This window comes from Actinomadura rubrisoli, from assembly GCF_004349215.1.
GTDB lineage: Bacteria > Actinomycetota > Actinomycetes > Streptosporangiales > Streptosporangiaceae > Spirillospora > Spirillospora rubrisoli.
Genome location: NZ_SMKU01000009.1, coordinates 1 through 26,425 on the forward strand (window position 1 = coordinate 1; position 26,425 = coordinate 26,425).

Here is a 26,425-nt window from a genome sequence, read left to right on the forward strand (position 1 = left end):
GCTCCCCGGCGGGTCACGGTGCCGCCGGGCGGGGCCGGCTCAGTCGTCCTCCAGGCGGAAGCCGACCTTCAGGGTGACCTGGTAGTGGGCCACCTCCCCGTCCTCGATCTGCCCGCGGACCTCGGCCACCTCGAACCAGTCCAGGTGCCGGAGCGTCTGCGAGGCGCGCCTGATCCCGTTGCGGATCGCGGTGTCGACGGAGTCGGGCGAGGTCCCCACGATCTCGGTCACCCGGTACGTGCGATCGGTCATCTCGGTTCCTCCGCTATTCATGGCGCGACCTGCTGTCGCCTGCCGGACCCCTTGGGCTTACCTTGGAATGGTGAAGGTCAATCCCGGTCGCAGGCCAGAGGTCTACACGGTCACCGACGCCCCCCGGCCGATGTCGGAGGACATCGGCCACCGGCAGCGGCGCTACCTGGTGTCCATGGGCATCCGGACCGGATGCTTCGTCGCCGCGGTGCTGACGGCGATGGCGGGCGCCCCCCTGTGGCTCGTGGGGCTTCTGGTGGTCGGTGCGCTGTTCCTGCCGTACATCAGCGTCGTGTTCGCCAACGGCGGGCGGGAGCCGACCCCCAGCGCACGCTTCGAAGAGCCGGAAGGTCGCGCACAGAAGCCGATTTCCGGACAACGTCCAGAAATCGGGTCGTGACATTCTCTTGACTAACCGCGGGGGGTTTCGGTGTACGATTTGTACCGGCGCTCTGGTCCCCCGTCGGAGCGCCCGTGCCGGTGTTCCGGGCCCCCGTCGGAACACCGATGATGCGGCGCCGGGTGGATTGCCCCCGTATCCACCCGGCGCCGCTTTTCTCTGTCCGGGGCTCCCGCTTGACCCTTCCGTGGACCGCCCATGAGGCCCGTCCCGGGGACGAGCACATCCACCGCGAAGCGCAAGGCCCAATGCTGGCCTGGTCCGGCCACGACCCGAAACCCGGGCACGTCGAACTTTTCCCGCGCCGATCCGTGCGGCGTCGGCCGTGATCCCTCCCCCGCCGGACCGGCGGAGCCGGCCGAGCATCTCCGTCCGCCCAGAAGGCCGCAGACGGCCTCGCAGGGCTCAGGCGAGTACGGAGTGCCGCTCGCGCTCGCGGGATCGCTCACGGCGCCCTGAGGGCCGCAGACGCGCGTCGTGACGGCAGACGCCCGGCCCCTGACTCCGGAGCCGCGCCCCTTTGACGACGGAGCGCGAGACAGATCGGAGATTTGTCTAACACAGCCCCCTTGTGACGTTCGTCTCACGACGAACCGCAAAGGGTTCCGCCATGACGCGGCGCGCCACGGCCCCGCGCGCCTGTCCGCGAACAGGGCTCGGCGATGAGCGCGTACGACAAGGCGCCGCTTCGGGATCCCGCCGGGGGCGGCCGGCGGCGGCCGGGCCGGTGGTGCCCATGGGCCTCGCGCGCGCCGGACGTCGGGGCACCGCCGGGAGGGAACGATCTTCCTTGACTGCCCAGTCACTGTCCTGTCACGGGACACCGCGAGGTCTGCGGCCTGGACGATGCGAGCGGGCCCGGCGCATGTCAGCGGAACGCTAGGTTCCGCCCAGAGGCGACGAGGCGCATCCGGTCGCCGACGAGCTCCCCCACGCGTTGCCACTAGAACTACGTTCGAGTTAACTTAGCGTTCTGATAGTTAAGCGTCCGAGAGGGGCACACCGTGCGCCGCACCCTGTTCAACGAGGATCACGAGGCGTTCCGGGAGACGATCCGGGACTTCATCGCCGCCGAGGTCGCGCCGGTCTTCGGCGAGTGGGAGGAGGCGGGCCACCCGCCGCGCGGCTTCTACAACAAGCTCGGCGAGCTCGGCGTCTTCGGGATCCAGGTGCCCGAGGAGTACGGCGGCGCGGGCGAGACCAGCTTCAAGTACCAGGCCGTGATCTCCGAGGAGTGCGCGCGCGCCGGAGTGAGCTTCGGCGGCTACGGGGTGCACGTCAACCTCGTCCTGCCCTACCTGCTCAAGTACGGCTCCAAGGAGCAGAAGGAGCGCTGGCTGCCGCCGTTCGTCTCCGGCGAGATGATGACGGCCATCGCCATGACCGAGCCCGGCACCGGCTCCGACCTGGCCGGGATGCGGACCACCGCCGAGCGGGACGGCGACCACTACGTCCTGAACGGCGCCAAGACGTTCATCACCGGCGGCGTCCTGGCCGACCGCGTGCTCGTGGTCGCCCGCACGTCACCCGCCACGCCGGAGAACCGCCGGGCGGGCCTGTCGCTCCTGGTCGTCGACACCAGGAGCGAGGGCTACGCGGTCGGTCGCAAGCTGGAGAAGATCGGGCTGCGCAGCTCCGACACCGCCGAGCTGTCCTTCAGCGACGTGCGGGTCCCCGTGGAGGATCTGCTCGGCGAGGAGGGCCGCGGGTTCGAGTACCTGACGCACAACCTCGCCGAGGAGCGCCTCGGCATCGCCACCACCTCCTACGCGTCCGCGGCCGCCGCCGTGGAGCTCGCGCGCGGGTACGTGCAGGAGCGCACGGTGTTCGGCAAGACCGTGTCGTCCTTCCAGAACACCAAGTTCGTCCTTGCCGAGTGCGCCACCGAGGTCGAGGCGGCACGGTCCCTGGTGGACCGCGCGATCGAGGCCCTGGACGCCGGGGAGCTGAGCCCGGCCGACGCCGCCGTCACCAAGCTGTTCTGCACCGAGGTGCAGCAGCGCGTCGTCGACAAGTGCCTGCAACTGCACGGCGGCTACGGCTACATCCTGGAGTACCCGATCGCGCGCCTGTACGCCGACGCCCGGGTCTCCCGCATCTACGGCGGCACCAGCGAGGTCTTGAAGACCATCATCGCCAAGGACATCCAGGTCTGAGCCGGGGGCGGAGCCGCATCGAGCGACACCCGCGCCGCCCGCGCCGCCGCCGGGGAAGATGGAGCGGTGCCCGCACGCGATCGGGGAGGCGACGGTGACCAGCCCGGAATCGGACCGGACGGCCGGCACGGCCGAGACCACGCACACGGGAGACGCCGCCGACGCGGCCCGCAAGGACGGCCGGTCGCGCGACCGGGAGGCGACCGAGGAGGCGCTGCGCGCGGCGGCGATCGCGCTGCTGCGCAGCGGCGGCGTGCTCGCCGGGCTCAACCTGCGTGAGGTCGCCGACCGGGCCGGCGTCAACCGCGGGCTGGTCTACCAGTACTTCGGGTCGCGGCGGGCGCTGCTGCGCTCGGCGCTGTTCCACCGGTCCCGGCCGAACGCCGACGACGCGGCGGAGTCGGAGGGGCTGCCGCTGCGCAAGCGGCTGTCGAGGCTGTTCTGGACGAGCCTGCGCAACCCCGAGCCGGTCGTCCTCGCGACGCTGCTGGTCCTGGACGGCGACGACCGGCCGCGCGTCCTGCTCAACCGCGGCGAGGGCCGGACCGCGCTAGCCGCCGACGCCGCCCGCGGCGAACTGCCCATCGACGACGCGGAGGCCGTGCAGGCGGCCCTGGCGTCCACGATCTACGGCTACACGCTGCTGCGCGAGCACCTCGCGCGCGAGATCGACGTCCCCGCGGAGGAACTGGACGGCCGCATGGCCCGCTGCCTAGAAGCCATGTTCACCCGCCCGCCGGGCTCCTAGGTTCCGTCCTGGTAGCGGCGCACCGCGGACAGCCGTGGGAGCAAGGCAGTAGGAGCTTTGACGAGGGACGGGCCGTACCAGGTTAGGTGGCGGCCGTTGACGAGTGCGATGTCCATGCCGGGGAAGGACTCCGGACCGTCGGTCTCGGTGAAGCGGTACGGCTCGTCGGGCAGGACGACCAGGTCGGCTCCCGTCGCATTCAGCTCGTCCAGGGGGATCTTCGGGTAGCGCTCGGGGTGGTGCGCGTAGACGTTGGCGATGCCCAGGCGCGCCAGGGCGTCCCCGGCGAAGGTGTCGCGACCGAGGACCATCCACGGCCGTCTCCAGATCGGGACGACGGCCGTGCGGGGCGGGCCCGGCGTCACCTTCGACCAGACGTGGTCCGCCTCGTCCAGCCAGGCGGGCACCGGGACGCGGCACGCCTCGGCCAGCATGCGGCGCAGCGAGGCGAGGGCCTCGTCCACGGTGCGGATCTGGGTCATCCATACCGGGATCCCGGCCGCGCGCAGCGCCTCGACGTCGGCGGGACGGTTCTCTTCGGTGTTGCCGAGGACGACATCGGGCCGCAGCTCCGCGATCCGTTCCAGGTCGGGGTTCTTGGTGCCCCGCACGCGCGGGACGTCCAGACCGGCCGGATGGGTGCACCAGTCGGTGGCCCCGGCGAGCAGGCCCGGCGCGGTCACCGCGACCGTCTCGGTGAGGGACGGGACGAGCGACACGACCCGGCACACCTGGTCCGGGACGGGGACCGGGGTGCCGGTGTCGTCGGCGGGGCTCATCGGCGGCGGTCTCAGACGTTGCGGCGGTACTGGCCGCCGACTTCGAAGAACGCGTCGGTGATCTGCTGGAGGCTGCACACGCGCGCCGCGTCCATCAGCACCGCGAACACGTTCTCGCCGGACCGGGCCGCCTCCTTGAGCTCGGCGAGGACGGCCTCGGCCTCGTCGCGGTGCGCCGCCTGGTAGCCGCGGACCCGGTCGAGCTGCGAGCGCTTCTCGTCCTCGGTGGCGCGGGCCAGCTCGATCGTCCTCGGCGTCCCGGCGTCGGCGCCCGGGGCGCGGAAGGTGTTGACGCCGACGATCGGCAGGGAGCCGTCGTGCTTGCGCTGCTCGTACAGCATCGACTCGTCCTGGATGCGGCCGCGCTGGTAGCCGGTCTCCATCGCGCCGAGCACGCCACCGCGCTCGCTGATGTTGTCGAACTCCCGCAGGACGGCCTCCTCGACCAGGTCGGTCAGCTCGTCGATGATGAACGAGCCCTGCAGCGGGTTCTCGTTCATCGCCAGGCCCCACTCGCGGTTGATGACGAGCTGGATCGCCAGGGCCCGCCGGACGGACTCGGCCGTGGGCGTGGTGACGGCCTCGTCGTAGGCGTTGGTGTGCAGGCTGTTGCAGTTGTCGTAGATGGCGATGAGCGCCTGAAGCGTGGTGCGGATGTCGTTGAAGTCCATCTCCTGCGCGTGCAGGGAGCGGCCGGACGTCTGCACGTGGTACTTGAGCTTCTGGCTGCGCTCGTTGGCGCCGTACCGGTCCCGCATGGCGACGGCCCAGATGCGGCGGGCCACGCGCCCGAGGACGCTGTACTCGGGGTCCATGCCGTTGGAGAAGAAGAACGACAGGTTGGGCGCGAAGTCGTTCACGTCCATGCCGCGCGCCAGGTAGGACTCGACGTAGGTGAACCCGTTGGCCAGCGTGAAGGCGAGCTGGCTGATGGGGTTAGCCCCGGCCTCGGCGATGTGGTAGCCGGAGATGGACACCGAGTAGAAGTTGCGGACGCCGTTGGCGATGAACCACTCCTGGATGTCGCCCATCATCCGCAGCGAGAACTCGGTGGAGAAGATGCAGGTGTTCTGCCCCTGGTCCTCTTTCAGGATGTCGGCCTGCACGGTTCCGCGCACGGTGGACAGCACACGCGCGCGCACCGCCGCGTCCTCCTCGCCGGACGGCTCGCGCCCGTGTTCGGCGCGGAACGCCTCCAGCCCTTGGTCGATGGCGGTGTTGAGGAAGAACGCCAGGATGGTCGGGGCAGGCCCGTTGATGGTCATCGACACCGACGTGGTGGGCGAGGACAGGTCGAACCCGTCGTACAGCGCCTTCATGTCGTCCAGCGTGGCGATCGACACCCCGGACGTGCCGACCTTGCCGTAGACGTCGGGGCGCTCGTCCGGGTCGCGCCCGTACAGCGTCACCGAGTCGAACGCGGTCGACAGCCGGGTCGCGGGCTGGCCCTCCGACAGCAGTTTGAAGCGCCGGTTGGTGCGGAACGGGTCGCCCTCTCCCGCGAACATCCGCGCCGGGTCCTCGTTGTCGCGCTTGAACGGGAACACCCCGGCGGTGAACGGGAACCGTCCGGGAAGGTTCTCCGACCGGAGGAAACGCAGCAGCTCGCCGTGGTCGGTGTAGCGCGGCAGGGCGACGCGCGGGATGCGGCTGCCCGACAGCGACTCGCGGGTCAGGCTCGTCCGCAGCTCCCGGTCGCGGATCCGGACCACCTGCTCGTCGCCGGAGTAAGACTCGACGACGGCCGGCCAGCCCTCGATCAGCTCGGCGTCGCGCGGGTCGACGTCGCGGCGCGCCCGCTCCAGCAGCACCTCGACCTCGGAGGCGTCCGTCAGCTCGGCGCGTACCTCGTCCAGCCGCTGGACGCGCCGGACGGCCTCGGCCTGGCGCGCCGTCTCGGCGTGGTAGCCGCGGACGGCCTCGGCGATGTCCGACAGGTACCGGACGCGGGCGGGCGGGATGATCGTGGCGGCGCCCGTGGACACCTTCGTCCGGGCCTCGGGCAGCGTGCCGGGCTCCAGGTGCAGGCCGTGCCCGCCGAGCAGGCCGCCGAGGTGCTGGTAGAGCGCGGTGACGCCGTCGTCGTCGAACGTGGCGGCGCTCGTGCCGAACACGGGCATGTCCTCCGGCCGCGCCCCGAACGCCTCCCTGTTGCGGACGAGCTGCCGCGACACATCCCGCAGCGCGTCGGCCGCCCCGCGCCGCTCGAACTTGTTGATCGCGACCACGTCGGCGAAGTCGAGCATGTCGATCTTTTCGAGCTGGGTCGCGGCGCCGAACTCGGGCGTCATCACGTACAGGGACACATCCACCAGCGGCACGATCGCGGCGTCGCCCTGCCCGATGCCCGGCGTCTCCAGCACGACCAGGTCGTAGCCGGCGGCCTTGCAGGCGGTGACGATGTCCCCGATGCCGTCCGGCAGCTCGCGCGCGCCGCGCGTCGCCAGCGAGCGGAAGAACACGTGGTCGCCGTCCAGGACGTTCATGCGGATGCGGTCGCCGAGCAGCGCGCCGCCGCCGCGCCGCCGGGTCGGGTCGACCGCCAGCACCGCGACGCGCAGCTTGTCCTGCTGGTCGACGCGCAGGCGCCGCACCAGCTCGTCGGTGAGCGAGGACTTGCCCGACCCGCCGGTGCCGGTGATGCCGAGGACGGGGACGCGCCGCCCGCCCGCGGCCTCGGCCAGGCGGGCGCGGTGGCCGTCCGGCAGCCTCCCGGCCTGGAGGCAGGTGATGGCCCGCGCGAGGGCGCGCCGGTCCCCGGCCACCACGGCGTCCGCGTCGGCGGGCTCCCCGGCCAGGTCCACGTCGCAGTCGCGCACCAGCTCGTTGATCATGCCGGGCAGGCCGAGGCGCTGGCCGTCCTCGGGTGAGAAGATCCGCACCCCGGCCTCCGACAGCCGCGCGATCTCCTCGTGGACGATCACGCCGCCGCCCCCGCCGAACACCCGCACGTGCTCGGCGCCGGCCTCCTTCAGGCTGCGCGAGAGGTACTCGAAGTACTCGACGTGGCCGCCCTGGTAGGAGCTGATCGCCACGCCCTGCGCGTCCTCCTCCAGGACGGCGTCGACCACCTCCCGGACCGACCGGTCGTGGCCCAGGTGGACCACCTCGGCGCCCTGCGACTGAAGGATCCGCCGCATGATGTTGATGGCCGCGTCGTGCCCGTCGAACAGCGCCGCCGCCGTCACGAACCGCACCGGATGCACCGGCACGTGGAGGTCCCCGCCGGAACGCGTCACGCTCTCCCACCTCAACCCTTGGACATCCAATATTTGGAAGTTAAAATAGTTTCCGTGCGCGACTCAGTCAAGGCCGCCCCGGTGGCATACGGTGGCACGATGCCCGACATCCCCGACTTCATCGCCGAGGCTCACCGCCAGTGGAGCGCCCGCTGGCCCGAGCACGCCGACCACATGGCGGCCGTCACGTCGGTGATGCGGGCCCAGCAGCTGCTGCTGAGCCGGATCGAGGCCGTCCTCAAGCCGTACGGGCTGACGTTCGCCGCCTACGAGGCCCTGCGCCTGCTGGCCTTCGCCCGCACCGGGACGCTCCCCATGGGCAAGATGGGCACCCGGCTCATGGTCCACCCGGCCTCGGTCACCAACGTGATCGGCCGCCTGGAGCGGCGCGGCCTGGTCGGCCGCCGCTCCTCCCCCGACGACCGCCGGGTCGTCCTCGCCACCATCACCCCCGCCGGACGGGAACTGGCCGAGGAGGCCACCGCGGCCCTCAACGAGTCCGGCTTCGGCATCGCCGACCTGCCCGCCGCCCAGGCCGCCCAGATCACCACAGCCCTCCGCCCCGTCCGCGTCTCCGCCGGCGAGCTGGCGCCCTAATTTGCAATCCCGGCCCAAGGTGCTCGCCTGGCGGCTCGCACCTTGACCGTGCTTGTGCGAGCGCGAATCGCTTCGCGATCTTCCCGGTGGGGCTCGCCTCCGGCTTCGCCCCACCGGTCAGGGCGCGCGCTCGCGTGACGGTTGAGGTCGATGCGCATCTGGCACTCGCCCTCTCGCTCAGTCGGGGCCTACCCGGCGCCGTGCCTGGATGCGGGGCAGTGGATGCCGGGTATGTACGGACCACGCGGGGTCCGTGGGCGGTTGGGCGGAATGATCAAATATGCTGCGGGTCACATCCGTTGTGTCGCAAGGAGGCGTAATGGCGGATTCGCCGGCGATGACGTACGGCGGCTATCTGCGGCTCGACAGGCTCCTGTCGTGCCAGGAACCGAAGACGCAGGCCCACGACGAGCTGCTGTTCGTCATCATCCACCAGGTCTACGAGCTGTGGTTCAAGCAGATCCTGCACGAGGCCGCCCTGCTCCAGCGCAGGCTGGAGGAGGGCAACAGTGCGGGCTCGCTGCACACCGCGCGGCGGATCGCCAAGATCCTCAAGACGGTGGTCGGGCAGCTGGACGTGCTGGAGACGATGACGCCCCGGCAGTTCGCCTCGTTCCGGGACGCGCTCGGGAACTCCAGCGGGTTCCAGAGCGAGCAGTTCCGCGAGCTGGAGGCGGTGCTCGGGCGGCGCGCGTTCCCCGCCTCGGACCTGCGTGACGACGAGCGGCTCCAGGCGGCCGTGGCCCGTCCGTCGCTGTTCGACTCGCTGCTGCGCTACCTAGCCGGCCGCGGCCTGCCCGTCCCGCCGGAGGCGCTCGACCGCGACACCTCGCTGTCCTGGGAGCCCGACCCCGGTGTCCAGAAGGTGCTGCTGACCGTCTACGCCGACGAGAGCGGACCGGCGGCCGAGGTGTGCGAGGCGCTGGTGGACGTGGACGAGGGCATCCAGGAGTGGCGGTACCGGCACCTGAAGATGGTCGAGCGGACCATCGGCGCCAAGATCGGCACCGGCGGGTCGGCGGGCGCGGACTACCTGCGCTCCACGCTGTTCGCCCCCGCCTTTCCCGACCTGTGGGAGGTCCGCTCGCAGACCGAGGAGGTCCCGGTCCATGGGGCGTGACGGCGCGGACCGGCGGGTGGCCGTGGTCGGGGCGGGGCTGGCGGGCTGCCTGCTGGCCGTCCTGCTGGGCCGCCGCGGCTTGGAGGTGACGGTCTACGAGCGGCGCCCCGACCCCCGGGTCGCGGGCGCCGAGCAGGGCCGCTCGATCAACCTGGCGATCTCGGCGCGCGGCCTCGCGGCGCTGGAGCAGGTGGGGCTGCGCGAGCAGGCCCTCGGACGGGCGCTGCCCATGCACGGGCGGATGGTGCATCCCCTGGGCGCCGACCAGAACTTCCAGCCCTACAGCGCGGACGGCCGACGCGCCATCAACTCCATCAGCCGCGCCGGGCTGAACGCCTCGCTCCTGGACACCGCCGAGGCGACGCCCGGCGTCAAGCTGCGCTTCTCCCAGCGCGTCACCGGGGTGGACTCCCAGGCGGGCGCCCTCATCCTGGAGGACGGCGAGGGGCGGCAGAGCACCGAGCCCGCCGGAGTCGTCCTGGCCGGGGACGGCGCGTACAGCGCGGTCCGCGCGTCCATGGGTCTCGAAGGCGATACCGACTTCCTGGAGCACGGTTACAAGGAGCTGACCGTCCCCGCGCGGGACGGGGAGTTCGCGCTCGACCCCGACGCGCTGCACATCTGGCCGCGCGGCACGTCCATGATGATCGCCCTGCCCAACCTCGACCGGTCGTTCACCTGCACGCTGTTCTGGCCGAAGTCCGAGTTCGAGGCCCTGGACACGCCGGAGAGGGTCGCGGCGTACTTCGCCGAGCACTATCCGGACGTGGCGGGCCTGATGCCCGACCTGACCGCCGACTACGAGCTGAACCCGGTCGGGTCCCTGGTGACCGTCCGGTGCTGGCCGTGGGTGAAGTACGGCGACGGCGCGATCGTGGCCCTGCTCGGCGACGCCGCGCACGCGATCGTGCCGTTCTTCGGGCAGGGCGCCAACTGCGCGTTCGAGGACTGCATCGAGATCGACCGGTGCCTGGCGGAGACCGGCGGCCACTGGCCCCGCGCGCTGTCGCTCTACCAGGAGCGGCGCAAGGCCAACACCGACGTGATCGCCGAGATGGCGCTGGACAACTTCATCGAGATGCGCGACCGGGTGTCGTCGCCGGTCTTCCGCGCGAAGCGGGCCGCGACGCACGCGCTGGAGCGGCGCCTGGCGGGACGCTACGTCTCCCGCTACGAGCTGGTGTCGTTCTCCACGATGCCGTACGCGGAGATCCCGGCCCGGATCAGGCGGCAGAACCGTGTCCTCGCCGCGTCCGTCCTGGGCGGCGCCGCCCTCCTGGCCGTGACCGCCCGCGCCCTGCTCCGCCGCCGCTGACACGCCCCGCCGGCTAGCGGTCGGTGAGCAGGTCGTAGACGGCCGCCGCCAGGGCGGCGAGGACGAAGGCGAGGATGACGATGAGGCCGTGCCGGAACGCCGCCGCCCAGTCCCCGCGCGTCCCGGCGACGGTCGCGAAGAACACCGAGCCGACGGCGGCGATCCCGGCGGCGGTGCCGACGCGCTGGCCGGTCTGCAGCACCCCGGCGGCGCTGCCGCCCTGGGCGAAGTGCACCTCCGACAGCGTGATCGTCTGGTTGGGCGAGATCACCATCCCGCTGCCGAGCCCCGCCACCAGCAGCGGGACGGCCGTCGCCCACGCCACGCCCCGTCCCGGCTCCAGCTCGACGGCGATCCACGCGGCGACCAGCCCCGCGGCGACGACGCCGAGGCCGACCGCGACCAGCGGGCGGCCGAACCGGGAGACGACCCGTCCGGCGAGGGCCGCCGCGACGCCCGACCCGACCGCGAACGGCGTGATCGCCAGGCCCGCCTCCAGGGCGGTGTAGTGCAGCCCGTTCTGCAGGTAGAGGGTGAAGATGAAGAAGACGGCGGTGAACCCGGCGAAGTACAGCAGCGCGATCGCCGCGCCCAGCGCGTAGGAGCGCAGCCGGAACAGGCCGAGGTCGACCATCGGCGTCCGGGCCCGCCGCTCCCACGCGACGAACGCGGCGATCAGCGCCGCGCCCGCGGGCACCAGCAGCCACTTCAGGGCGCCGTGCCACTGCTGCTCCTGGACGAACGGCAGCAGCACGCACAGGACGCCCGCGCCCAGCAGCACCACCCCCGGCGGGTCGAGACCCCGCCGCTCCCCGTAGACCGGCGCGGGCAGCAGCCGCCACGCCAGGACGAGCGCGACCACGCCGACCGGGACGTTGACGTAGAACACCCAGCGCCAGCCCTCCTCGGGGCCCGCCAGGGCGATCAGCGCGCCGCCGAGCAGCGGCCCGACGGCGGTCGCGACCCCGATGACGGCGCCGAGCGCCCCGAACGCCCGGCCCCGGTCGGCGCCCTGGAACAGCTGCTGGATGAGCCCGGCCACCTGCGGATTGAGGATGCCGCCCGCGACGCCCTGGACCAGCCGCGCGACGACCAGCCACAGGATGCCCGGCGCAACCCCGGCCAGCGCGCTGGCGGCGGTGAACAGCGCCAGGCCGCTCATGAACACCGCCCGCCGGCTGCGGGCGTCCCCGAGCCGGCCCGCCGGGACGAGCACCAGCCCGAACGTCAGCGCGTACCCCGACAGGATCCATTGCAGCCCGGCCTCGGAGGCGTGCAGCCCCTCGCGGATCGACGGCAGCGCTACGTTGACGATGCTGACGTCCAGCAGGGTCATGAACGCCGCGACCAGGCACACCGACAGCGCCTGCCAGCGGCGGCGCCCGGCTGCCTCCGCCTCGGACCCGCTGGTCGTGTCGGTGCGCACGAGCCGGGTCCTTTCCAGAGATCACCACGTCAAACGCGGCGCGGACGCTCCGGACGCCGCCGCCGCGACCGGCTGTGCCACGATTGCCGCGTGACCGAATCCGCGCCCGGGACCGACGAACTCCAGTGCTCCGCCAAGGGCTGCCGCGCCGACGCCGTGTGGGCGCTCCGCTGGAACAACCCCAAGATCCACACCCCGGACCGGCGGAAGATCTGGCTCGCGTGCGACGAGCACCGCCAGAACCTGTCGGCCTTCCTGGACCGCCGTGACTTCCTGCGCGACGTCGTCCCGGTCGACGACCGCAACCTCCCGGAGGGCCGGGTCTAGGGCCGCTTCTCTTGGGCCTGCGTTCTGTTGCGCGACGCCCAGACCCGTAAGACGCGCCCTACGCGTCGGTGCGGGCGCGCTCGTCCGGCGGCGCGTCCACGTCGCCGCCCGTCCAGCCCTCGGCCATCTCGGTCAGGCGCGCGGCGGCGTCGCGGGCGGGGGCGCCGCGGCCGACCGCGAGGCCCAGCAGGTAGGCCGTGAGCGGCGCGCCCGGACGCGCGACGCCGTGGGCGACGTCGCGGGCCAGGTCGAGCACCAGGTCCCGGTCGATGTCGCCGCGCTCCAGCCCGAGTTCGAGGCAGGCCGCGTTCATCCATTCCTCCAGTACCGACATGCTCCCCCTTCACGCGTCGCCGCAGCCCCATGGACGTCGCCGCAGCCCCATGGACACTGCCCACTCTCGCATGCTCAAAGCGGGTCGGGACCGGCCAGGTGCTCGGCGCGGGCCAGTTCCTCCGGCGTGTCGCAGTCGTACCAGGGCGGACCCTCCCCTGCGGGCAGGGCGACCCTGGCGGGCTCCAGAGGGCCGAGCACGCCGCGCAGGGACGCGCCCGTGTAGGAGTCGAGGGCGGCGCGCAGGGTGGCGGTCCGCCAGCATCCGGCGAGCCACTGCTCGCGGCCCCGCTCGTCCACCAGGACCGCCCCGGCCGCCGCGGGTCCGCGCGCCGCGTCCAGCAGCCGGACGAGGTGGACGGGGCGCAGGAACGGCAGGTCGGCGGCCAGCAGCGCCAGCCATGGCGCCCGCACCTCGGCCAGCCCGGCGCGCAGGGCGGGGACCGGGCCCGCGCCGGGCGGGTCCTCGCGGACGACGACGGCGCCCGGCAGCACGTCCCGCGGCGGCCCCACCACGACCAGCCGGGACGCGTCCGCCGCCGCGGCGGCGACCCAGGCGATGAGGGGACGGCCCCCGACCGGCGCGGCGGGCTTGTCGGCGCCGCCGAGCCGGCGGGCGCGGCCGCCCGCCAGCAGCACCGCGTCGAAGATCACGGGCGCGCCTCAGCCGCCGATCGCCGACATGGGACGGGCCGGCTGCAGGAACGACGGATCGTCGATGCCGTGACCGGCGCGCTTGGCCCACACCGACTTCCGCCAGCGGTCGGCGATCTCGGGATCGGTGGCACCCCCGCGCAGGGCGTCGCGCAGGTTGGACTCCTCGGTCGCGAACAGGCAGTTGCGGATCTGCCCGTCGGCGGTGAGGCGCACCCGGTCGCAGGCGCCGCAGAACGGGCGGGTCACCGACCCGATCACGCCGACCGTCTCCGGGCCGCCGTCGACCAGGAACGTCTCGGCGGGGGCGCTGCCGCGCGCGTGCGCCTCGTCCGGTGCGAGGTCGAACCCGGCGGACAGCCGGTCGAGGATCTCATCGGCGCCGATCATGTTCTCGCGGGTCCAGCCGTGCTGGGCGTCCAGCGGCATCTGCTCGATGAACCGCAGCCGGTAGCCGTGCTCCAGGCAGAAGCGCAGCAGCGGGACGGCCTCGTGGTCGTTGATCCCGCGCATCAGCACCGCGTTGATCTTGACCGGCTCCAGGCCCGCCTCGCGCGCCGCCGCGAGACCGGACAGGACGTCGGGCAGCCGGTCGCGGTTCGCCAGCCGCCGGAAGGTCGCGGGGTCGAGGGTGTCGAGCGAGACGTTCACCCGGTCGAGGCCCGCGTCCGCGAGCGGGGCGGCGGTCCGGGCGAGGCCGATCCCGTTGGTGGTCAGGGAGATCTGGGGACGCGGCGCCAGCTCCGCCGTGCTGCGCACGATCCCGGCCAGGCCGCGCCGCAGCAGCGGCTCGCCGCCGGTGTAGCGGACCTCGGTGATCCCCAGCTCGCGGACGCCCAGCCCGACCAGCCGCACCACCTCGTCGTCGGTGAGCAGTTCGGGCTTGGGCAGCCAGTCCAGCCCCTCGGGCGGCATGCAGTACGAGCACCGCAGGTTGCACCGGTCGGTGAGGGAGACCCGCAGGTCCGTCGCGGTACGGCCGAAGGTGTCGACCAGCACGGGCGCCCCTTCCTGCTGCGCGGCGGCACGGCTCGCGGGCCGCCGGGTGGTTTTGCGGTCAATCACTCCAGCCTATTCCGGCGGTTGACGATTCGGCGCATCGCGGGAGACGGTATCGACCCGATCTCCAGGGCGTCCGGATGGAGAATCGTCCAAGACGATCCGTCCGGCGACCGCCGGGCACGCGGGGAGGCATGGGTGGGCACGTCACGGGAGTGGGAGTTCGCAGGGGTGCGGGGAGCCGTCACCGCCCGGATCCGGGCGGCGGCCGGGGAGCCCCGCCACGTCGCGGTGTCCGTGCGCGGCGACATCGTCGCTCTCATCGACCGGGTGCCCGCCTGACCGGCGGCGGGACGGGGACCGCCGACATGGATGCTCCAGAGGGATCCCGGCCGCGCCGGGCGCTGCGCGCGGCCGGCCGCCGGGCGCGGCGCCCGATCCGGCGGCTCGCCCGGACGTCGCTGCGCGCCCGGCTGCTGGCGATCACGACCGCGCTGGTCGCGGCCGGGCTCGCCATCGGCTCCGGCGTGGTGATCAGCGCGCTGGGCCGCTACCAGACCGACCGGGTGGACGACCGGCTCGGCGCGACGGTCAAGGCGATGTCGATGCGCCCCATCGCCCCGGACGGCGAGCCGGACCGCGCGCCCGACCCGCAGCAGCTCGGGCCGGTCTTCGACGTCCTCGGGTTCTCCTACATGGTGTTCCTGCGCTCCGACGGCTCCGTCGCCCGCGTGATCTACAGTCCGGGCGTCGACGGGCGGTCGGAGCCGCGGCTGCCGAGGCTCGACTCGTCGGCCGTCGCCCGGCGCGCCGGGCGGCCGTTCGACACGCCCGGGCAGGGCGGCTCGGGACGGTGGCGGGCCATCGCCGTGGGCCTTCCGGCGGCGGCGCAGTCCTCCCAGCTGCTGACGGGCCTGCGGGGCGGCAGCCTGGTCGTGGCGGCCCCGCGCGGCGACATCGACGCCACGCTCGCCCGGATGCGCGCCACGAGCCTGGTCACGGGCGGCGCCGTCCTGGCCGGGCTGGCCGTGCTCGGCTGGTTCGCGATCGGCGCGGGGCTGCGCCCGCTGCGCCGGATCGAGGGGACCGCCGCGGCCATCGCGGGCGGCGACCTCACCGACCGCGTCCCGGATCTGGCCCCGCCGGGCTCGGAGATCGGACGGCTCTCGGCCGCGCTGAACGGCATGCTCGGCCAGCTGGAGGAGGCGTTCGCCGCGCGCGCCGCGTCCGAGACCCGGATGCGGCGCTTCGTCGCCGACGTCAGCCACGAGCTGCGGACGCCGCTGTCGGGCATCAAGGGGTTCACCGAGCTGTACCGGATGGGCGGCCTGGCCGGGCCCGGCGAAACCGGCCGGACGATGGGCCGCATCGAGCGGGAGGCGGCCCGGCTCGCGAACCTGACCGAGGACCTGCTGCTCCTGGCCCGGCTGGACGAGCACTCGTCCGCGGGCGGGACGCCGCCACTGGACCTCAGCCCGATGGACCTGCGGACGCTCGCCGCCGACGCCCAGCACGACGTCCGCGCGCTGGACCCGTCCCGTCCGATCGAGCTGACCGGCCCCGGCGGCGGCCCGCCGGCGGCGGCGCCCGTCCTCGGGGACGAGGAGCGGCTGCGGCAGGTCGTCAGCAACCTGGTGGGCAACGCCGTCGCCCACACCCCGGCGGGCGGCCGGGTCCGGATCGGCGTCGGCACCCGCGGCGGCCGGGCCGTCCTGGAGATCGAGGACGAGGGGCCCGGCCTGGCCCCGGAGCAGGCCGAGCGGATCTTCGACCGCTTCTACCGCGCGGACCGGTCGCGCGCGCGGGGCGGGACCGGGGGCGCGGGCCTCGGGCTGGCGATCGCCCGGTCGCTGGTGACCGCGCACGACGGGCGCATCGAGCTGGACACCGAGCCGGGACGCGGCGCGACGTTCCGCGTCTCCCTGCCCGTCCTGGAACCGACGACCGCGCACCCGCCCGAACCGGAAGGCGCGCACCGGCCCGAGCGGGAAGGGCCGCCTCCGCGAGGGTGAACGGCGGCCGTGAGTTCCCTGGGAGTCTCCTGGGAACCCCGCCGGCCGTTCCGCCGCGCTCAGCACGCCCACCTGCGACGATCACGTTCCGTGCGTCCGCGGGCGGCGTCCTTCTCCCAGCCGCCGCACGGCCGGCTCCCAGGGGCCGGACGGGCGGCCGCGCGAGCCTGACCGGCGTGAAGACGAACATCTCCGCAGAGGACAACCGCATATTCGCCCGGCTCGGCCGCATGGTGGTCGGCCATCCGTGGCGCGTCATCGCCGTGTGGGCCGTGGCCGCCATCGGGGTGATCGTCCTGTCCCCCGGCCTGCCGACCAGCAACGACGAGAGCGACTTCCTGCCCGGCAAGTACGAGTCGGTGAAGGCCGAGAAGGTGCGGGACAAGGCGTTCCCCGACACGTTCGCGCCCGGCGCGGTGATCGTCGTCCGCCGGGCGGACGGGCGGCCGCTGACCACCGCCGACTCCGAACGCGCCGCCGGGCTCGCCGCGTCCGTCCAGGCCGCGCGCATCCCCGACATCGCCGGGCTGGTGGCCGGGCCGCCGTCGCCGAACCGGCTCGTCCAGACGATCAGCGTCCGGATGCCGAAGGACGTCGCGACCGACAGCCCCGAGGCCGGCGACGCGGTGAAGGTGCTGCGCGGCGAGCTGGACCGGCGCACCTCCGGCACCGGCCTGCTGGCGCGCACCACCGGGGCCGCCGCGGCGACGCTGGACGACAAGGAGGCCAGCGGCGACGCCGACGCCCTGATCATGATCGCGACGCTGGCGCTGATCCTGATCCTGCTGCTGGCGATCTTCCGCAGCCCGGTGACCGCGCTGCTGCCGATCGCGGTGCTGGCCGTGCTGTCCCAGGTCGCCAACGGCCTGATCGCCTCCGCCGTCAAGGCCCTGGGGCTGAAGGCCGACAGCTCGGCGTCCCAGCTGCTCATCGTGGTGCTGTTCGGCGTCGGGACCGACTACATCCTGTTCCTGCTGTTCCGCTATCGGGAGCGGCTGCGGGCGGGCGACGACCCGAAGACCGCGATGGTCGGCGCCCTGGCCCGCGTCGGCGAGGCGATCACCTCGGCGGCCGGAGTGGTCATCATCGCGTTCATGGCGATGACGCTGTCGTCGCTGTCGCTGTTCCGCTCGTGGGGCCCGTCCCTCGCGATCGCCGTCACCGTGACGCTGCTGGGCGGGCTGACGCTGGTCCCCGCCGTCGTGTCGCTGATCGGGACGAAGGTGTTCTGGCCGTCGAAGTCCTGGCGGCACGAGCCGGAGGCGGCCAGGTTCGCCCGGGTCGGCGCCGCGACGGCGCGCCGCCCGGCCCTCTACGTCGCCGTGACCAGCGGGATCCTGGCCGTCCTGGCGTTCGGCGCCCTGGGCTTCAAGCCCGACTTCGACCTGGCCACCGGAGCGCTGCCCGCCTCGGCGGAGTCCCGGGTCGCCCTTGAGGACCTGAAGAAGGGCCTGCCCGCCGGGTCCACCGACCCGACCCACGTGTACGTGCGCGGCGAGAGGCTCGACCGGGCGGAGCTGGCCCGGTTCGGCACCCGCCTCAAGGCCGTCGAGGGCGTCGGCCAGGTCGCCGAGCCCGAGGTCAGCAAGGACGGCACGACGGCCGGGTTCACGGTCGTGCTGTCGGCCGCCCCCGAGTCGGCCAAGGCGCTGGACACCGTCCGCGGCCCGCTGCGCCGCGCCGCCCACGAGGCCGCGCCCCAGGGGACGGACACGCTGATCGGCGGCAGCACGGCGGTGTTCGTCGACATCCGCTCGGCGATGAACCGCGACTACTCGGTCGTGTTCCCCGTCGCCGCCGCGCTGATCTTCCTCGTCCTGGCGCTGCTGCTGCGCAGCCTCGTGGCGCCCTGGTACCTGCTCCTCACGGTCGGCCTCGGCTTCGGCGCGACCCTCGGCACCGCGACGCTGCTGTTCCAGGGCATCGGGAGCGCGCCGGGCCTGCTGTTCCACCTGCCGCTGATCATGTACATGTTCGTCGTCGCGCTCGGCACCGACTACAATATCCTGATCATGGCGCGGCTGCGCGAGGAGGCCCGGGAGGGCCTGGCGCCGCGCCCGGCGCTGGCCGCCGCGATCCGCCACACCGGGCCCACGATCGCCGCCGCGGGGCTGATCCTCGCCGGCTCGTTCGCCGCGCTGACGCTCGCGGGCAACCGGGTCCTTGTCCAGGTCGGCTTCGCGATCTCGTTCGGCATCGCCTGCACCGCGTTCGTCATGGCGCTGTTCCTCACCCCCGGCCTCACCGCGCTCATCGGCCACCGCGCCTGGTGGCCGGGCCACGGGGACGCGCCGCCCGCCCGTCCGGCCCCGGCCCGGGTGGAGCAGCGCACACCGTAGTCTCACAGATCATGGACGAGCGCACGCGGCTGCTGGTGGTGGACGACGAGCCGACCATCCGCGAGCTGCTGTCGGCCAGCCTGAGGTTCGCCGGCTTCGCGGTCACGTCCGCGGCCACCGGGCAGGAGGCGGTGGCCGCGGCGGCCCGCGACCGGCCGGACCTCGTCCTGCTGGATGTGATGCTGCCCGACCTGGACGGCTTCGCCGTGATCGCGCGGCTGCGCGAGCGGGCGGGCCCGACCCCCGTGCTGTTCCTCACCGCGCGGGACGCCCCGTCCGACAAGATCAGGGGGCTGAGCGCGGGAGGCGACGACTACGTCACCAAGCCGTTCGACCTGGAGGAGCTGATCGCCCGCATCCGCGCCATCCTGCGCCGCACCGGCGGCGTCCCGGACGGGCTGCTCGCGGTCGCCGACCTCAGCCTGGACCCCGGCTCCCACCAGGTGCTGCGGGCGGGCGCGCCGGTCGGCCTGTCCCCCACCGAGTTCCGGCTGCTGCGGTACCTGATGGAGAACGCCGACCAGGTCCTGTCCAAGCCGCAGATCCTCGCCCGGGTCTGGGACTACGACTTCGGCGGGGACGCCAGCATCGTCGAGTCCTACATCGGCTACCTGCGCCGCAAGGTGGACACGTCCGAGCCGAAACTCATCCACACCGTCCGCGGCGTCGGCTACGTCCTCCGCCGCCCGCCTCGTCCCTCGCCCTAGCGGCGTCCCGCCTGGCGGGGGCCCGCAAGATGCGGTAGGCGATGCGTCCGCCATCGGACGGGCCCGTCCGGCGCACCCCGCAGTGGGAGGCTCCGCGCCAGTTCGCGCGCTGTCCGCCAGCCCCCACAGCAGCCGCCCCAAGACCCGCGCCCCATGCTGGTCGGACAGCACGTGCCACGTCCCGTGGAACAGGTTGCTGCTGAACCGTACGGTCGTCCCGGGCCGCACCCCCGTCATGACCGCCGTTCCTCCGCAAAGGAGTGAGCCCGCAAAAACCGTAGCGACAGATCGCAACAGCTTTTCCGGTACAGAGGGGTGACCGGATCCGGCCAGGCCACCGGCGTGCGGCCCTCGTCCAACCCGAGCAGGACGAGAAGGATCTCAACGCCGCGTTCCGCGCGTGCCGGACTAAGGAGCGAACAAATGAGGATCGAGCGCACCATGCTGGCCGCGACCTTCCTGATCGGCGCGATTCTGCTCGGCACCGCCGGCTGCTCGAAGTACATGGAACCCTTCAAGGACGCGCCGCGCAGTGGAGTCGACAACGGCGCGCCCGCCGACCTGATCCGAATGCCGGACGGATTCAGCAACGCCGCGACCAAGTGCGATCACGGCAACCGGGTCTACGTCGCCTACCACGGCGACAGCGCCTACGCGGCAATAGCCGTCGTCCCAGCCGACCCCACCTGCGGTGGCCGACGATAAGGCAACCTGACCGGTACCTGGCCGCACGCGGGATGCGCCGGACGACCCTCAACTCCAAGCCGAGTAGCAAAGAGGCAACCGAGGGCCCGCCGAGCCGCCACACTCCTCTCGGCGAGAGGACACCACGCGTGGCCCCGGACATCCGACCACCGGCGAAAAGCCGGTCAACCCGCCACAGGAGGCTCCCCCCATGCGCATCACCCGCCCCGCCTCGGCCATGCCCGCCGTGGCCGCCGCCCTGACCACACTGATCGCCGCCGGATCGCTCGTGCTGGGCCCGGCGGCCCCGGCCGGAGCCGCGGCCGTCCCCAGCCACCGCTGCCCGCAGGGCTACGTCTGCTTCTGGACCGAGCCCAACTTCCAAGGCAAAATGACGGTCTACCAGAACCCGGTCAGCCACTCCTGCGGCAAGACCGAGGCGCAACCGGCCAGGACGATCTTCAACAACGACGACGAGGCGTGGTCGTTCTACCGCGACCTGGACTGCACCACCCTCGCCGTCACGCTCCCCCCAGGCAGGTTCGCACCCGACACCGAGGCTTACAGCTGGAAGTGACCGCACCGCCCCAGCCGCGCCGGGAACGCCACCAAGCGCTGCCTCGGTGACGCGTGGGTGCGGGATCGGCGTCACCCGCACCCACTGGCCCTTCCTGCCGAATTCCTATTCCCGCTCCACCGTATTCAATCCCGCTCCCAGTAACGGTCGAGCCCGCCGTCTTCGGCTGTCAGCCCAAGCCGCTTCCTCATGCGCTCGTCGTCCCTGCGCTCTTGATCAGCCGCTTTCCGTTCCCGCTCTCTCCGCCTTCGCGCCGCTCCTCGATCCATTTGGAGCTGCCGCTGATTTCGCTTGAACAGCCACCTCCGCACTCTCCCCTCCGGCATGTACGTGGGCCGGTAGAAGCCTGGGACCGGCGGCTTATGATCCGAAGCCAACAACGCTTCCATCTTGGCCCGCAGGTCAGGGAGCTGGTCCAGCACGTCATCGGGCGGGAGCGGCGGCTCTGGGAGCTGCACCGGCACGTCATCGATCACTGGTTGCAGCGGCTTACCGTCCGGAATCAGCAGCTCCAGGAACTGCCCCCTCTACACGGCACAACCCTCAGGGAACCGAACCGGATCACTGGAGGTCAACGCCGCCCGCGCCAGAAGGCCGCGAAACTCCTCCTGACGTGAAGCACGTTCAGGGCGCACTGAGAGTCCGCTCAAGGCTTGCACGAAACGCGACAAGTTGCTCATGCAGATCGTACCGAGTGTAGAACCGGGACCCCCCACCAGCCGCCGCGGCGGCGACGGCCAGTGCGTCCACGCTCAGCGCCTTCGCCAGACGCGGGCCGTGCCGCGACGGGACGATCGCCCACCACATCGATAAAGGCCGCACTGCGTCTCCGGCCCGCTCACCCCCAGCCCCGCCTCAGCCTCGGCGACCGCACGCGACTCGTCCGCCGTATCCGCGTCCCCGCTCGGTCTGGACCCGCGAGCTGAGAGGACGGCCATCCAACCGAGCACGTCGGGCGGCCCGCATCGCCCACCAGCGCCCGCCCCGGGACATCATCAGGGAACAGCATCGGCGCAGGGCCGTGAAGACGTTCGGGCGGATGCGTCAAGAACACAATGAACGAAGGGACACCGATGACCGCTCCGCCCGACACTCCGGCCGTGCTCGACGACGCGGGCCTGCTCAGAGAGTCGCTGCACGATCCCGAACGCTTCGCGGTGCTGTACGACCGCCATCTCCCCGCCGTCCACCGCTATCTCGCCGGCCGGCTCGGGCGCGAGGGCTCGGAGGACCTGGCCGCCGAGACGTTCCTGATCGCCTTCCGCCGCCGCCGCGATTTCGACCCCGGCCGTGGCGCCGTGCGGCCGTGGCTGTTCGGTATCGCGACCCATCTGGTGGCCCAGCACCGTCGTACCGAGGCCCGGCGCTTGAAGTTGCTCGGCCGGATCGCCACCGAGGACTCGGTGGCGGGCCACGAGGAGCGGGTTACCGCACAGGTGACGGCTTGGGCGGCCCGGCCCGATTTGGTGCGCGCGATGAGCGCGCTGTCGCGCGGCGACCGCGACGTGGTGTTCCTGGCCGCGCTCGGCGGGCTCGGGTACGAGGAGATCGGCCAAGCTCTCGGCATCCCGAGCGGCACGGTCGGCTCCCGGCTCACCCGGGCCCGCCGAAAGCTGCGGCAGGCGCTCGGCGGCATCGATCCCCTGGAGGAGAACTGATGGACGAGATCACCCTGGTCGAACGTGCCTTCGCCGAGCCCGAGGCCGCCCCGGCCGCCGTCGCCGCAGGCCGTGAGCGGCTCGTCCTGCTGGCCCGCGCCGAGTCCGCCGACCCGCCGCGGCCGCTGGTGCGCCGGGTGCGGCAACGGCCTGTGATCGCCGGCCTGGCCACCCTCATCGCAGCCACCGCGGCCGCCGCGGTAGTGGTCGTCAACGCGGACCCCGCCCCGTCCCGGGCGCCGGGCTCACCGGCCGGCGGCATACTCCTGGTCGCTGCGTCCAAGAGCGAGGCCGCCCCTGCCGTCCAAGGCCGCTACTGGCGGATGAAGGTGGAGACCGGGGAGGAGCACGACGTTGGAACCGGGAAGAAGCACTACAACATGCTCTTGCGCCGAGTCGACGACCGCTGGCACCCCCTCTCGCCGAAGGGCGACGGCTGGTACGCCTGGCAGGTGTTCGCCCCCCGTCCCGCGACCCCGGCCGACGGCCTCGCCTGGCGAGCCGACGGTTCGCCTCAGCGCTGGAAGTGGCGCGCCTGCTCCCGGCCCTCGCCTGACGGGGGTCGCGTGAGCGTGCAGAGCGTGCCGCTCCCCAACGGCGAACGCTGCGGCGAGCTCGACAGCAGCCCCACCCCCGTGCGGGCCCAACGGATGCGCGGCGGGATGAAGGAGTTCCTCAAGGGGATCGGAGCGGACGTGACCAAGCTGTCCGAAGACCCGGCCGTCCTCCGGGGACAGCTGCTCAAGTGGGCGCGCGACGGCGGGACGGGGGGGCCGGTCGAGGGCGAGGCCGCGCAGCTGTGGCTAGGGGTCTCCTACCTGCTGTTCCAGCCGGAGGCATCGGTCAGCGGACGGCTGCGCGCCGCCGGATACCGCATCCTCGCCGAACTACCGGAGGTCAAGCCGCTCGGCCCGGCCACCGACGCGGCGGGGCGGCACGGCCAGGCCCTGGCGCTCGCGATCGGGCACGGCGGCACCGACCGGATCATCATCGACCCGGCCACCGGCGCGCCGCTGGCTCAGGAGTCGTTCGAGAAGGGCCGGCGCGTCCGCTACGAGTTGGTTCTGAAGGCCGAACTCACTGACCGGGGCCCGGCAGCCGACTGACCCGCCTCGGTCGCCCCTGTCAGGTGCTTCCACCTGACAGGGGCGATCGGGGAGCGCGAGGTGACGCGAACGGTGCGGATTGTGCGGCTCTGCCCGTCCACCGCTGCCGCCTCCAGGCGGTCAAGCCACGACGCCACGGGCAACAGTCATGGCGGTTGGGTGATCTGCCGCGCAGCGAAGAGGTGGGGGATCGGCCGGCGCTGTACCGGGGCGGGTTGACATGGGTGGACGGGCGAGATCCGCGCATCGACGCGGTCGTGCTAGTGCCCCGCGCCTGAAATGCGTTGAAGAAGTGTAGTTTGTGTTGGGTGGCTCGTATGGGACGGCCGGTGGCCGAGGTGACGTTGACGGACGAGGAGCGCGAGACGCTCCAGCGGTGGGCTCGGCGGGCCAAGTCGTCGCAGGCGCTGGCGTTGCGGTGCCGGATCGTGCTGGGCTGCGCGGCCGGTAAGGCGAACACCGAAGTGGCGGCCGAGTTGGGGATCTGGCCGCAGACGGTGGGCAAGTGGCGGCGCCGCTTCATTGAGCGGCGGCTGGAGGGTCTGGCCGACGAGCCGCGTCCGGGTGCTCCGCGGGAGATCACCGATGAGCGGATCGAGCAGGTCGTGGTGGCGACGCTGGAGCGAACACCCGAGGGCGCCACGCACTGGTCGCGGGCGTCGATGGCGGCCGAGTCCGGGCTGAGCAAGTCGACCGTCGGGCGGATCTGGAAGGCGTTCCGGCTCAAGCCGCACCAGGTCGACACCTTCAAGCTGTCCAACGATCCGCAGTTCATCGACAAGGTCCGTGACGTGGTCGGGCTGTACCTGGACCCGCCCGAGAAGGCCCTGGTGCTGGCGGTGGATGAGAAGAGCCGGATCCAGGCGCTGGACCGGTCGGCGCCGGTACTGCCGATGATGCCCGGCCTGCCCGAACGCCGTACCCACGACTATCTGCGCAACGGCATCACCACCCTGTTCGCCGCCCTGGACGTGGCCAGCGGCCAGATCATCGGATCGATCCACCGCCGCCACCGGGCCGCGGAGTTCCGCAAGTTCCTGAACAAGATCGACAAGCAAGTCCCCGCCGACCTCGATGTCCACCTGATCTGCGACGACTACGGCACCCACAAGCATCCGACCATCATCAAGTGGCTGGCCGCCCATCCGCGTTTCCACATGCACTTCACCCCGACCTACTCCTCCTGGTTGAACCAGGTGGAGCGGTGGTTCGGCCTGCTCACCGAGCAGAGACTGCGCCGCGGCGTGCACAAGACCCTGCGCGCACTGGAGAACGATATCCGCGACTGGATCAGAACCTGGAACGCCGACCCCAGGCCGTTCACCTGGACCAAGACCGCCGACGAGATCCTCGAACGCCTCACCTCATATCTTGATCGAATTCCCGGCGCGGGACACTAGACGGACGACGCGTGAGCTCGGCACGCAGGTCATGCAGCGGCCAAGGTGGAACATGGAGCTTCTCACCCGACTGCGGCATCGATCCTCCTCACCACGTCTCGGATCCGGTCGTCAGACGCTGCGGCCACCCTCTTCCGCCCCGGTGCGCGCAGCCGCGGCGAACGGTCCCAGTCGGGCCGCGATCGTCGCGCACGCCCCAGTGAGATCGTGGCAGGGCGCCAGCGGATCGCCGGTCGAGGAGATGAACCACGGCACCCCGCCCACGCCCGCCTTGACGCGGACGCTCTCTCCGACGCCCGGCAGTTCGGGCGCGACCACCCGCAGCAGCGCGGGGTGCTGGTCGTAGCGCGGGGACGCCGACCAGCCGACGGCCGTGAGTGCATGGGCGAGGGCGTCCAGATGATCGGTCGCGGTCACCGGCAGTGCGGCGCGGCGGCCGTGGACTCCCGCCCCTTCCCCGACCGCCGCGCCAGGACGCAGGACCGCCCGCCAGGACATGGAATGGCGGACGGCTAGCCCCGCCAGAAACAGGCGGGCGCGGGAGGCCGCCCGCACGGAACCTCCCGCGCCCGCTGGGGACGGCGCGACGCGGGGGCGTGATGCGTCGCGCCGTCCCGGCCTGAGGTGGCGGAACACCTAGATCGCCGACCTACGCAGATACCAATCGACCGTGACGGCCAAGGCGTCCGCGCTCGGCGCCTCGACCAAACGCGGCCCAAGCTGCGACGGGACAATGGCCCACCACATCCCCGTAGCCTCTCCCCACCACGTGGTGATCCCGGCGGGAATCGCCGGTGGAGCGTCCCGGACGGGCGGCAGGTCGACCACCGTGTCGCCCAGCCGATTCATGACCGCTCCTCGAACGACGCCAGGACAGCGTCGACGGTGACCAACAGGTCCCCGACCGGGCCGATCACCCGGTCACCATCCAGCCAGCGGAACATCCCCCGCCGACAGGTCACCAGCCGGGTGCGCCCACCCGGGCCCGTCGCGGTCAGCGTCGTGTCGTAGGCGGTGGCGGTGATCCCGCACTCGCGCAGCTCGACCGCCAGGCCCCGCAACGCGAGCCGGGAGTCGGCCCCGCCCGCCTCCTCCAGCAGCTCGCGCAGCAGCCCGAGCTCATCGGCCTGGGCACCGAAGAACCCGCCTCGCCCGGGCGGGCCCGGCCGCCAAGCGTGCCACCCGGTGCCGCCCGGCACGTCCTTGACCTCCACCAGCCAACCGGGGAACTCCTTCATGAGGCCGCACTGCGTCTCCGGCCCGCTCACCGCAGACCCGCCTCGGCCTCGACGACCGCACGCAACTTCGCGCGCAACTCGTCCGCGGTGTCGGCGTCCGGCTCGGTCTGCACCCGCGAACTGAGAGGGCGACCGTCCAGCCGAGCGCGTCTGGGGGTCCGGATCGCCCACCAGCGGCTCGTATCGGAGGTGTAGACGATCGACCACCGCGGGAACTCCGCGCGGAGCGCGGCCTTCTCCTTCTCAGTGGCGGTTGCTCCGGGCGGCTGCTGTACCTTGCCCATAGCCGGACCTCACTTCCGGTCAGGCCCCGGAACCCCCACTGGGCTAACAGTGGGCCGGGGCCGCCTTATGTGTCA

General features: G+C 72.5%; 28 protein-coding genes. 17 read left to right on the plus strand and 11 right to left on the minus strand.

The annotated features are described in order from the left end of the window. Nucleotides 1-39: 39 nt before the first annotated feature. Entirely contained in the window at nt 40-252 is a 213-nt protein-coding gene (locus E1298_RS03955; protein ID WP_131889368.1) for a dodecin, read from the minus strand. Nucleotides 253-319: 67 nt separating this feature from the next. Between E1298_RS03955 and E1298_RS03960 the strand changes: the two genes are divergently transcribed. The 3 genes from E1298_RS03960 (at nt 320) to E1298_RS03970 (ending at nt 3,556) form a co-directional block, all read left to right on the plus strand. Further along, the gene (locus E1298_RS03960) at nt 320-652 is read left to right on the plus strand and encodes a DUF3099 domain-containing protein (RefSeq protein ID WP_131889369.1); all 333 of its coding nucleotides are present in this window, start codon (nt 320-322) and stop codon (nt 650-652) included. A 1,004-nt stretch (nt 653-1,656) separates the two neighbouring features. Continuing rightward, nucleotides 1,657-2,808, plus strand: coding sequence for an acyl-CoA dehydrogenase family protein (locus tag E1298_RS03965; protein WP_131889370.1), 1,152 nt, complete (start codon nt 1,657-1,659; stop codon nt 2,806-2,808). A gap of 94 nt (nt 2,809-2,902) precedes the next feature. Beyond that, the gene (locus E1298_RS03970; protein WP_165975287.1) at nt 2,903-3,556 is read left to right on the plus strand and encodes a TetR/AcrR family transcriptional regulator; all 654 of its coding nucleotides are present in this window, start codon (nt 2,903-2,905) and stop codon (nt 3,554-3,556) included. Here E1298_RS03970 and E1298_RS03975 read toward each other — a convergent pair. Both E1298_RS03975 and icmF read right to left on the minus strand, forming a co-directional pair. Then, nucleotides 3,553-4,335, minus strand: a complete 783-nt coding sequence (locus E1298_RS03975) for a helical backbone metal receptor (protein WP_131889372.1) — start codon at nt 4,333-4,335, stop codon at nt 3,553-3,555. The two genes, E1298_RS03970 and E1298_RS03975, sit on opposite strands and share 4 nt — an antisense overlap. An 11-nt stretch (nt 4,336-4,346) precedes the next feature. Further along, on the minus strand, nt 4,347-7,574 hold the full coding sequence (gene icmF, locus E1298_RS03980; protein ID WP_131889373.1) for a fused isobutyryl-CoA mutase/GTPase IcmF: 3,228 nt from the start codon (nt 7,572-7,574) through the stop codon (nt 4,347-4,349). Between the two features lie 99 nt (nt 7,575-7,673). On the opposite strand from icmF, the gene E1298_RS03985 reads away from it, so the two are divergent. From E1298_RS03985 to E1298_RS03995, 3 genes are all read left to right on the plus strand, one after another. Next, nucleotides 7,674-8,171: a MarR family transcriptional regulator gene (locus tag E1298_RS03985; RefSeq protein ID WP_131889427.1), complete on the plus strand. Its 498-nt coding sequence runs from the start codon at nt 7,674-7,676 to the stop codon at nt 8,169-8,171. 319 nt (nt 8,172-8,490) lie between these two features. Next, nucleotides 8,491-9,291: a tryptophan 2,3-dioxygenase gene (locus tag E1298_RS03990; RefSeq protein ID WP_131889374.1), complete on the plus strand. Its 801-nt coding sequence runs from the start codon at nt 8,491-8,493 to the stop codon at nt 9,289-9,291. Beyond that, complete coding sequence (locus E1298_RS03995; protein WP_131889375.1) at nt 9,281-10,606, plus strand: FAD-dependent oxidoreductase; 1,326 nt, start codon at nt 9,281-9,283, stop codon at nt 10,604-10,606. The genes E1298_RS03990 and E1298_RS03995 overlap by 11 nt, the downstream gene beginning before the upstream one ends. Before the next feature lie 13 nt (nt 10,607-10,619). Here E1298_RS03995 and E1298_RS04000 read toward each other — a convergent pair whose 3' ends face one another. Then, complete coding sequence (locus tag E1298_RS04000) at nt 10,620-12,032, minus strand: DHA2 family efflux MFS transporter permease subunit (protein WP_131889376.1); 1,413 nt, start codon at nt 12,030-12,032, stop codon at nt 10,620-10,622. Between the two features lie 90 nt (nt 12,033-12,122). Here E1298_RS04000 and E1298_RS04005 point away from each other — a divergent pair, with 90 nt between their 5' ends. Next, nucleotides 12,123-12,359, plus strand: a complete 237-nt coding sequence (locus E1298_RS04005) for a hypothetical protein (protein WP_131889377.1) — start codon at nt 12,123-12,125, stop codon at nt 12,357-12,359. A 58-nt stretch (nt 12,360-12,417) separates the two neighbouring features. On the opposite strand, the gene E1298_RS04010 is transcribed toward E1298_RS04005, so the two are convergent. From E1298_RS04010 to moaA, 3 genes are all read right to left on the minus strand, one after another. Further along, nucleotides 12,418-12,693, minus strand: a complete 276-nt coding sequence (locus E1298_RS04010; RefSeq protein WP_131889378.1) for a DUF6457 domain-containing protein — start codon at nt 12,691-12,693, stop codon at nt 12,418-12,420. A gap of 74 nt (nt 12,694-12,767) precedes the next feature. Further along, nucleotides 12,768-13,346, minus strand: a complete 579-nt coding sequence (gene mobA / locus E1298_RS04015) for a molybdenum cofactor guanylyltransferase (protein WP_243725371.1) — start codon at nt 13,344-13,346, stop codon at nt 12,768-12,770. A 9-nt stretch (nt 13,347-13,355) separates the two neighbouring features. Continuing rightward, nucleotides 13,356-14,345, minus strand: coding sequence for a GTP 3',8-cyclase MoaA (gene moaA / locus E1298_RS04020; RefSeq protein WP_243725372.1), 990 nt, complete (start codon nt 14,343-14,345; stop codon nt 13,356-13,358). 198 nt (nt 14,346-14,543) lie between these two features. On the opposite strand from moaA, the gene E1298_RS47710 reads away from it, so the two are divergent. The 10 genes from E1298_RS47710 to E1298_RS04065 all read left to right on the plus strand — a co-directional run bounded on the left by E1298_RS47710 (nt 14,544) and on the right by E1298_RS04065 (nt 24,828). Next, complete coding sequence (locus E1298_RS47710) at nt 14,544-14,687, plus strand: hypothetical protein (protein ID WP_165975288.1); 144 nt, start codon at nt 14,544-14,546, stop codon at nt 14,685-14,687. A 26-nt stretch (nt 14,688-14,713) separates the two neighbouring features. Beyond that, nucleotides 14,714-16,357, plus strand: a complete 1,644-nt coding sequence (locus tag E1298_RS04025) for a sensor histidine kinase (RefSeq protein WP_131889379.1) — start codon at nt 14,714-14,716, stop codon at nt 16,355-16,357. 176 nt (nt 16,358-16,533) lie between these two features. After that, nucleotides 16,534-18,696: an MMPL family transporter gene (locus tag E1298_RS04030; RefSeq protein WP_207944425.1), complete on the plus strand. Its 2,163-nt coding sequence runs from the start codon at nt 16,534-16,536 to the stop codon at nt 18,694-18,696. Nucleotides 18,697-18,707: 11 nt separating this feature from the next. Further along, complete coding sequence (locus tag E1298_RS04035) at nt 18,708-19,403, plus strand: response regulator transcription factor (RefSeq protein WP_131889380.1); 696 nt, start codon at nt 18,708-18,710, stop codon at nt 19,401-19,403. A 423-nt stretch (nt 19,404-19,826) separates the two neighbouring features. Beyond that, on the plus strand, nt 19,827-20,108 hold the full coding sequence (locus E1298_RS04040) for a hypothetical protein (RefSeq protein WP_131889381.1): 282 nt from the start codon (nt 19,827-19,829) through the stop codon (nt 20,106-20,108). Nucleotides 20,109-20,298: 190 nt separating this feature from the next. Next, a complete protein-coding gene (locus tag E1298_RS04045) occupies nt 20,299-20,664 on the plus strand; it encodes a peptidase inhibitor family I36 protein (protein ID WP_131889382.1) in 366 nt (121 codons plus the stop codon). 362 nt (nt 20,665-21,026) lie between these two features. Then, nucleotides 21,027-21,281: a hypothetical protein gene (locus E1298_RS04050; RefSeq protein ID WP_131889383.1), complete on the plus strand. Its 255-nt coding sequence runs from the start codon at nt 21,027-21,029 to the stop codon at nt 21,279-21,281. Between the two features lie 456 nt (nt 21,282-21,737). Further along, nucleotides 21,738-22,322 carry an RNA polymerase sigma factor gene (locus tag E1298_RS04055; RefSeq protein WP_131889384.1) on the plus strand — a complete coding sequence of 195 codons (585 nt, stop codon included), beginning with the start codon at nt 21,738-21,740 and terminating at the stop codon, nt 22,320-22,322. Next, complete coding sequence (locus tag E1298_RS04060) at nt 22,322-23,428, plus strand: CU044_5270 family protein (RefSeq protein ID WP_131889385.1); 1,107 nt, start codon at nt 22,322-22,324, stop codon at nt 23,426-23,428. The genes E1298_RS04055 and E1298_RS04060 overlap by 1 nt, the downstream gene beginning before the upstream one ends. A gap of 317 nt (nt 23,429-23,745) precedes the next feature. Beyond that, the gene (locus tag E1298_RS04065; protein WP_131889431.1) at nt 23,746-24,828 is read left to right on the plus strand and encodes an IS630 family transposase; all 1,083 of its coding nucleotides are present in this window, start codon (nt 23,746-23,748) and stop codon (nt 24,826-24,828) included. 111 nt (nt 24,829-24,939) lie between these two features. Here E1298_RS04065 and E1298_RS04070 read toward each other — a convergent pair whose 3' ends face one another. From E1298_RS04070 to E1298_RS04085, 4 genes are all read right to left on the minus strand, one after another. Beyond that, complete coding sequence (locus tag E1298_RS04070; RefSeq protein ID WP_131889386.1) at nt 24,940-25,383, minus strand: hypothetical protein; 444 nt, start codon at nt 25,381-25,383, stop codon at nt 24,940-24,942. A gap of 81 nt (nt 25,384-25,464) precedes the next feature. Next, nucleotides 25,465-25,677 (minus strand): hypothetical protein, encoded by a 213-nt coding sequence (locus tag E1298_RS04075; protein ID WP_131889387.1) that lies wholly within the window; start codon nt 25,675-25,677, stop codon nt 25,465-25,467. Further along, nucleotides 25,674-26,096 (minus strand): hypothetical protein, encoded by a 423-nt coding sequence (locus tag E1298_RS04080; protein ID WP_131889388.1) that lies wholly within the window; start codon nt 26,094-26,096, stop codon nt 25,674-25,676. The genes E1298_RS04075 and E1298_RS04080 overlap by 4 nt, the downstream gene beginning before the upstream one ends. Further along, the gene (locus E1298_RS04085; RefSeq protein WP_131889389.1) at nt 26,093-26,350 is read right to left on the minus strand and encodes a hypothetical protein; all 258 of its coding nucleotides are present in this window, start codon (nt 26,348-26,350) and stop codon (nt 26,093-26,095) included. The genes E1298_RS04080 and E1298_RS04085 overlap by 4 nt, the downstream gene beginning before the upstream one ends. Nucleotides 26,351-26,425: the final 75 nt, after the last annotated feature.